The organism is Bacteroidia bacterium, assembly GCA_025056095.1.
Classification (GTDB): Bacteria; Bacteroidota; Bacteroidia; order JANWVE01; family JANWVE01; genus JANWVE01.
On sequence record JANWVW010000183.1, the window covers coordinates 1 to 5480 of the forward strand.

General features: G+C 38.0%; 3 protein-coding genes. All 3 read right to left on the reverse strand.

Features of this window, described 5'->3' with window-relative positions; genetic code table 11:
* Positions 1-142 precede the first annotated feature (142 nt).
* A complete protein-coding gene (locus NZ519_11330) occupies positions 143-1630 on the reverse strand; it encodes a T9SS type A sorting domain-containing protein (GenBank protein MCS7029344.1) in 1488 nt (495 codons plus the stop codon).
* Between the two features lie 23 nt (positions 1631-1653).
* Positions 1654-2010, reverse strand: coding sequence for a hypothetical protein (locus tag NZ519_11335; protein ID MCS7029345.1), 357 nt, complete (start codon positions 2008-2010; stop codon positions 1654-1656).
* Between the two features lie 306 nt (positions 2011-2316).
* The gene (locus tag NZ519_11340) at positions 2317-5367 is read right to left on the reverse strand and encodes a M4 family metallopeptidase (GenBank protein ID MCS7029346.1); all 3051 of its coding nucleotides are present in this window, start codon (positions 5365-5367) and stop codon (positions 2317-2319) included.
* Between the last annotated feature and the right edge of the window lie 113 nt (positions 5368-5480).

Below are 5480 nucleotides of genomic sequence, written 5' to 3' on the forward strand. Positions count from 1 at the left end.
CGTTAGCGAAGTACCGAAGCGAAGCGCAGTGCGGAATGCCCCGACCCTTGCGCAGCAAGGGGCACGCCCAAAAAATCCATCTAAAACAAAAAAATTAGCGGCTTAATTTTGAATAAGCCGCTAATACTTTTGCATGTCTTGGTTACTGCTTGATAAATGAAGTAATCTCGTTATTGATACGTATCCAATAGTTACCCGAAGGTAAATGACTTGTATCTATTTGTAAATCTGAAAGTTGAGTTAAGTTGGAGTTTTGGTAGACTACTTGCCCTGCTGCATTTACAATCGCAATTTCATAAGACTGTGAAGGGTTAAGTTGTAAATTCAAGACTTCTTTAACAGGATTGGGATAGATAAAGTAAGTTGGAAGTTGTTCAACTGTGAGTTCTACTATTTCTGAATATCCGTGTGTTCCATCCTTGTGAATTTGAGTAATTCTATAAATATTTTTTCCTATGTCAATGCTTTTGTCAGTAACCTCGTACGTTGTTTGACCATTTACAAATAAAACGTTAGAGATAGTTTTCCATACATTACCCGTGGTTTGCTTTTCTACTAAATAGCTTCGCGTATGCTGGGTAGTATAAGGTGTTTTCCAAATAATTTTTGCTTCTTTACCTTTTTGAATGGCAGTAGCATTAAGGAATTCAATAGGCAATACACACGCAATACCTGCGGTACCGAAAAATCTCAATGGTACATTAGTGTATACTCCGCTATAGTTAGAAAAACAAATTACGAACTGTTGCCCTGTAGTTACGGTTAAAACAGGTTCAAAATTGGTTGAATACCCTCCAGGGGGAATGTTTGCAGGGGCTGCAATACCTGTACCTCCTGAGCAGGGGGAATTCCAATTGCATCGTATAGGTGCCAAGGTACCTGCTAAAATTTGCGCACATGCAGTAGGCGAGTAAGGCCACATAATCCAATCATAACATCCCGACTGAGGATAAGGTGTAGTATTATCACCAAAACTGAACTCTAATGTGCCTGGTGAAGTAATAGTGATTAAAAGCCATGTGCTGTTTAACTCACCTGCTAGTAAACATCCATAATTACTGCTAGCAGGGTTAGTATTGGGGTTAGCAGCACATGTTCCAGGGCTACATATTTCATTGATAGAGCCAAAACCGTTAGGATCTATGGCGAAACTAAGATTTGTGCAAACGGTTACCGCTTGTGCACAATCTCCCGCGGTAACAGGACCTCCACTTCCACAAGGGACACAGGTTATAGTAGCAGACCAACCAGGTCCAGTAATGATGTAGTCAGAGGTAAATACAAATGTTAAACATCCCGTAGTTGAAGTTACAGTACCTGGGCTTGCTGTACCTGTATAAGTTCCAATTAAGGGCGATGCTGTACTTGGACCATTGTAGATATACAAGAAATCAAAACCACTTTCTATGTTAAATGAAGTAAAACTTACTTGTACGCATTGCCCTGCTGTGGCACAAATGGTAAACGTGAAGTACTGATTGTTGCCATAGTTTCCTGAAGGTCCACCTGTATCAAAAAATGAACCTGAACAGGTTGTTACTGTACCATTTGTAATTAGATAGGTTTGGGCATTAGTGTACAAATGGCTTGTAAATAACAGCAAGATAATAATGAATATTATTTTCTTCATGTTTTACCTCCTTTCTAATTTATCTAGAATGTATCGTAAATTGCTTGAAGTTCATCTCGGGATAACAAAGTAACTGTATGTCCTTCACGGCTAACTCCAACTGTAACTCTTTCGCTTTGCTTTCTAAAATGCTCTACGGTAGCTACATCAAAAGTTTGAGGATCAATAGGCGTGCAGCCTGAACAATTCCGATTATTCACAATAAAGGATTGTGAATACAAGTAATTGACACATTTCAACTTTTTAGGATTGGCTTTAAGCTCTTCTATTTGCTCAGGCGTGTAATGTAAATAGACACGTGGGTCTATTTTTATAGCTTCCTGTCCATAGGAAGCAAGCTTGAACGCCGCCAAAGTAACAAGAATAAGAATGTACCTCATACGTTTTTATGATACTTATGCAAGTATATAAAAAACTCTGGTAATAAATTCAAATTACTTTAATTTTTTACTAATCGCAGCACATTACTCTAATTTTCAAAAATTTTATACGAGGAATAGACTTTTTTAAGGTGCTAATAATATGACATTCAGTCATAATTTGTGTTAGTTGAAAAATAATTTTGCTTTTTAAGCGTATCCCTTGTTGCGCAAGTATGCGAGGCATCCTGCATGTAGCCCGAAGCACGCCGCTCCATACAAGAGTACACCCAAAAAATTGAACTTTTCGTAAAAACAGGAATGCTGTTAGTAAATTATCAACTTCTCCAACTTGTAGCCCTCAACTTTTATTGAGTACACACCTTTGGGTAGATGACTTATGTCTATTTTGTTTAATAGCTGTTCAAGTAGAACCTCCGCAACTACTTTACCTTGCATATCTACAATTTGTGCCGATTTGGCTGAATTGAGTTGAGAGAATTGGACATATACATGTTCCTGTACAGGATTTGGATAAACATGCAGAGATAATTCACTACCTTCTTGTACAAAAATAAACGAAGAAGTATAGCTGTACGGACTGGATGTATTAGAAGCACAATCATGATTGTAAGCTACTACGGTATAGATACCTGTAACCGTGGGTGTATATATCTGATTAGTAGCCCCAGAAATAGGATTGCCATTAAAAAACCACTGAAAATGTGTAGCAGGACTTGCGTTTGCTATTAAATTACCACCCGATACTGAAATTACAGGGGTAGAAGGTTTGGTAAATACATTTACTTGTACAGGTACGCGGGGACTAGCGCAATTTCTTTCTCTTATTTTCCAATTATAAAAGAAAAAGTAGTTGTTGTTTACGCTGCTTTTCTTGATACTTGCTAAACCAGGAATAGTATAAGGATAAGGAATAGAATTGTAATTTCTCAATAACCTGCCCACAGAACTCGGATCTAAACCTATTTTGTAATCTGTACCTGCTTTGATGGCAAAACCTAAATAAACTTGATGCTTACCTATACCTAAATTTACTGTTTTACTGGCTACTACGTTATTGCTCTTATCTTTAACTTGGATAATTCTATCGCCTGCTTGAGTAGCGTACACAGTTACACTGTCTAACACTATATCCTTATAGACGTCAAAAACAAGGTAGTAGTTTGGGGCAACAGTATTAGATACCAAAGTAAAGCTAGTATCTACGGGACCTAAGGTTTGTAAAGAATTTTTAACTTCCTCAGCTACATAATAAGTAGTAGTGGCACTAAGTGAAGGAGTAGTGAATGTATTTCCTACGAATAAGGGTGTAGTAGAAGTTAAACTGTTATACCAATAGATTTGACCACTTCCTGATGGGACCGCATGAAGTACAGTGCTTGTACCTTTACAGATACCTACATTATTTGAAGTAGGGCTTGCCAAAGTATTTATTTGAATATAGTCAGTTTTGACTACAGTATCTGTTCCGCATCCTCCATTTACAATTAGTTGCACGTTGTAGCTGCCAGGGTAGGTGTAGGTTGCTACGGGATTAGATGCCGTGCTCGTTGTGCTGTTTCCAAAGTTCCAATGATAGCTAAAAGCATTGTTGCTTTTATCTTTGAACTGAACAGTTACAGGAACGTAACAGAACGTTTGTGGATAAGTTTCAAAATCTGCTTCTACGCCTGGTTTATATGCATTTCCTACACCTACTGCATACCAAGCATTTGCCACACTGGCGTATTCAGAGCCACAGAAACCATATAAATCCCCTGTGGCAATCAATGAATAAAAACGAGCATCAGCATAATTAGATGAGGGAGTAAGATAGACACTTAGGTTGCGGTAGGCTATTTTTTCAGCTTTATGGAATCCAATTGGTGCTACGTTGAAAGCATTTCCTATGTCATTTATACCGCTTCCACCTTCGCAAAGTAGATAGAACCAATAATTTTGAACACCGCTATTTGTATGTACGCCTGCATTATCCTCTGCGCCAAAGTACCAATAATTGCCATGGTAAGTATCGGGGTTGCCATGCATATTTGGATTGCTCATACTACGAATACCTGCCCCAAATGCGTGAATATCCTTGCCAATAATCCAACTGAACTTCCCTGGGCGATACATTTTTTCTACACATTTAGCAAATATATCACTAAAAGACTCATTGAGCGCACCTGATTCTGAATAGTAAATTAAATCAGCAGTATTGCCTGTAACTCCATGAGTAAATTCATGTACCACAATATCAATAGAGGTTAAAGGACCAAAAGAACCGCTACCATCTCCGTATGTCATTCGCCAACCATCCCAAAAAGCATTGAGGTAATTAGTAGAGTAATGAACATAGCTGTACAAGGGTGCATTTGCATCGTTGTAACTCAAACGGTTATGGACATTTTTGAAATAATCATAGCTCATTTCAGCGCCCCAATGGGCATCTGTCGCTACCTCATCCTGTTGTGGATTAACATTATTCCATATATTATCTGTATCCTCAAAATCTACCGCAGCAGCATAGTTTGTACCGTTGAGCATATTATAAGTTTCTACTCCACTGCGGGCAGATTCTTTGAGGTGAAATAAATTCGTACTAACAAATGAAGTTTTTATGGTTTGTATATCGCTGTATCTTGTATGTGCCACAGCAGTGGAATCAAATGTATGGATTAAATCTTGAGTTAAGATAATTTCACCTGTTTGTGCATCTACATAAACATACTTTCGGGATAAAGGTTGATAAGCGTAAATATCAAATTTATAGCTTAAACGAAATGCCTTCGGCTTATACTGATGATCCTTAGGTGCATACACTAACTGTCCTTTTGGATAGTATGTAGCTTGGGGATTACGTTGTTCTATTTTTAAGTGCTGTTCTAAATCAGGTACTTGCCACATATAAATTTGGGCGTTTGTATATTCTAGGGCTTTTTGTAGAGCAGTATGTTCATTTAGAGAAGGATAGGAGATATTTGTCAGACTATCATAAAAAACACCATTAGCACTGTGTAATAGACCGTTTTTTGTGTGCAAAATATAAATACCTGTTTCTACGGGAAAACCGTTGTGGTATTGTTGGTATTTTTGATGAACGTAGCCTAACTCATCTTGAGTAGTTTTAATCAGTACAAAATCATCATTTGGGGAAACTTGCAAAGTTTTTTTTAACCAAGCAAGTGCATTTTGTTGAGCTACGTTGTATCCTGTGCGCAAACGCAAATAAGCAGGTGTACGCAGAGTGTTGTAATGAACTAAGTCCACCTCAAAAAAAGTAGTATTGTGCAGGTTACGGTTTTTGTCGGTTTGAGCATAGGTAAAGAGGTATCCTGATACTAAAACTATCCAACTGAAATACTTTAAGACTTTCATTACACAAAATTAGTTAAATTTTTAATTTGAAAGTATTTTTTTGGGCGTGCCCCTTGCTGCGCAAGGGTCGGGGCATTCCGCACTACGCTTCGCTTCGGTACTTCGCTGCGCTT

Excerpts from the sequence above, each read along its gene's own strand:
- NZ519_11330 (MCS7029344.1), bottom strand. The coding sequence starts at position 1,630 with ATGAAGAAAATAATATTCATTATTATCTTGCTGTTATTTACAAGCCAT.
- NZ519_11335 (MCS7029345.1), bottom strand. The coding sequence starts at position 2,010 with ATGAGGTACATTCTTATTCTTGTTACTTTGGCGGCGTTCAAGCTTGCT.
- NZ519_11340 (MCS7029346.1), bottom strand. The coding sequence starts at position 5,367 with ATGAAAGTCTTAAAGTATTTCAGTTGGATAGTTTTAGTATCAGGATAC.